The 2304-nt window shown below is 68.3% G+C and carries 1 protein-coding gene and 1 pseudogene; one reads left to right on the top strand and one right to left on the bottom strand.

Annotated elements, in window-relative coordinates:
* Positions 1 to 732 (bottom strand): annotated as a pseudogene (locus Mlute_RS15020) (hypothetical protein); the annotation flags it as partial.
* Positions 733 to 982: 250 nt separating this feature from the next.
* On the opposite strand from Mlute_RS15020, the gene lysA reads away from it, so the two are divergent.
* The gene (gene lysA / locus Mlute_RS15015) at positions 983 to 2143 is read left to right on the top strand and encodes a diaminopimelate decarboxylase (RefSeq protein ID WP_119361321.1); all 1161 of its coding nucleotides are present in this window, start codon (positions 983 to 985) and stop codon (positions 2141 to 2143) included.
* Positions 2144 to 2304 lie beyond the last annotated feature (161 nt).

The raw sequence follows: 2304 nt of genomic DNA, 5'->3' as shown, positions 1-2304 counted from the left end.
GGGGCGGTCGGGGGGAGGAGGGTCCTCGCGGGTGTCCAGGGTGATGGCCACCTCGCTGGTGGGGTTTTGGACCACGGAGGACTCCACCAGCTTGCGCATCTCTGCGGCCAACGCCCGGGCCCGCTGAACCTCGGCCTGGACCAGAATTTCCTGCTCGTGGGCCTCTTTAATCTGGCGCAGGTAGCTTTCCAACCGCCGCACCTTGGGACCGCCCACGCTCTGCACCCGCTGCAGGGACGACTCGAGCTCCAGAATGTCCCGGCTTTGGCGCAGAAGGGCAGCCTGAAGCTTCTCCTCGAGCCCGGTCAACACCTCCCGGCCCTCCCTTAGCAGGTTGCGGGCAGCCTGGGGTTCAGGGTTCTGCTTGATGGCGTTAATCAGGCCGCGCAGCCGGCCCACCTCGGGCCAGTCCACGTAAAGGCTGAAGCGCTTAAGCCCGGCCTCGAGCTCAGCCAGCGACTCCAAGGCGTGGGCCGAGAGCTCACCCCCTGAGGAGGCCTTATGGAGCCCCAGCTCCTTCAAGAGCTCTTCAACCCGGCTCCGGGCCGCCGTGGGGCTCATCTTGCTCTGCAGCTCGCGGTAGACCAAGCGCTTGAGGATGACCTCGGCCTGTGCGGCGTCCAGCCGGTCGGGGGTGATGCCCAGCCGGCGTACCCCCTCCTCCAGCACCGCTCGGGTGCGCTCGCCCAGCATGGGCTCGAGGGACTTACCTAAGGTTTGATACAGCGACAAGCCCTGACCTCCCAGTTCAATCCACCTGCACTCATCCCAAGTCTACAGTGCATCCGGGAGTAGCTTGGTGCAAAGCGACATTAAGAAAAGCTCAAGACACCCACACCCCTCCGCGACCCGGAGGGGGCGCCCCACCAGACCCAGCCACCGGTGGGCTGGGTATTAGAATGCTGGCACCCGCCCGGCGCGAGGCGCTGAGCCAAGGGCCTAGCGGCGGGTCCGAAGCGAGCCTCCAGTACCGCCTACCCCGATGAGCATACCCCCAGCCTTCCGGCAAGCCCTTATAGAAGCCGCCCAGCGGTTCCCCACCCCCTTTTACGCCTACGACTGGCCCACCATCCAAGCCCGGTTAGAACGCCTGAGGAAGGCTTTTCCTAAGGCCGAGGTCTTCTACGCCTTGAAGGCCAACCCCCGCCTGGGCCTGCTGCGGCGCTTTCGCGCGCAAGGCCTGGGGATGGAGGCGGTAAGCCTGGGGGAGGTCTACCGGGCCTACCGGGCTGGCTTTCCTCCAGCCCAGGTGCTGCTCAATGGCCCCCTCAAGACCCCCAGCCTGCTGGAGACGCTGCGGCGCTGGGGCATCCCCATCCTGGGGCTAGATTCCTTGCCCGAGGTGCGCCGGGTGGGCCAGGCCCTGCCCGGTGCCCAGGTGCTGCTCAGGGTGAACCCCGACCTCCCGGTGACCACCCACCACCACCTGGCCACCGGACAGGGGGAGAGCAAGTTCGGCCTCCTCCCGGAGGACCTAGAGGCGGCCTTGCTCGAGGCCAGGCGGGGAGGCCTGGAGGTGCTGGGCCTGCACCTGCACCTGGGCTCGGCGCTGGAACGCCCGGAAGACTTCGCCGCTGGCTACGCCCTGATGGACGGGCTCTACCGGTCCTATGGCCCCTTCGCGGTGATGAATCTTGGGGGCGGCTTTGGCCTGGGGCTGGCGCTGGAGGCCCTGGGCCCAGCGGCCACCGCCCTGGCCCGCAAGCACGGCGCCCGGCTCTGGCTCGAGCCCGGCCGCTACCTGGTGGCCGAGGCCGGGGTGCTGGTGGCCCGCTGCTACGGGGTGAAGCGCACCCGGCGCAGCTATCTCCTCATAGACGCCGGGATGAGCCAGTTCCTCAGGCCCATGCTCTACGGCGCGGCTCACCCGGTGGAGCCCCTTTACGAGAGCCCCCGAAGAGGGGTTTACGACCTGGCCGGCCCGGCCTGCGAGGCAGGGGACGTGCTGGCCCGGGACGTAGCCCTCCCTGAGCCTCGGGAGGGCGACCTCCTAGCCATCCTGCTGGCCGGGGCCTACGGGAGCAGCATGAGCAGCAACTACCTGGACACCCCCCGCCCCCTCGAGCTGCTCTGGACAGGAGAGGAGCTCGAGGTGCTGCGCCAGCCTCAAAGCCTGGAGGCGCTCCTGGCGGAGGAGGGCTAGCCCCCTCAAGGGGCAAACTGGGCCTCCAGGCTCGGCAAGTCGGCCCTGCGGAAACCCAGGCGAAGCTCGGACCCAAGCGGCAGGGATTGGGCAAAGACCACCGAGGCGGAAAGACCCAGTTCGGGGAGGAGGAAAACCCCCTGCCCGCCCCGCCTTTCCAC

This window comes from Meiothermus luteus (genome assembly GCF_003574085.1).
In the GTDB taxonomy this organism is placed as follows: domain Bacteria; phylum Deinococcota; class Deinococci; order Deinococcales; family Thermaceae; genus Meiothermus; species Meiothermus luteus.
The sequence above is the reverse complement of the archived record's forward strand: the minus strand, read 5'-3'. Positions and strand labels throughout refer to the sequence as shown.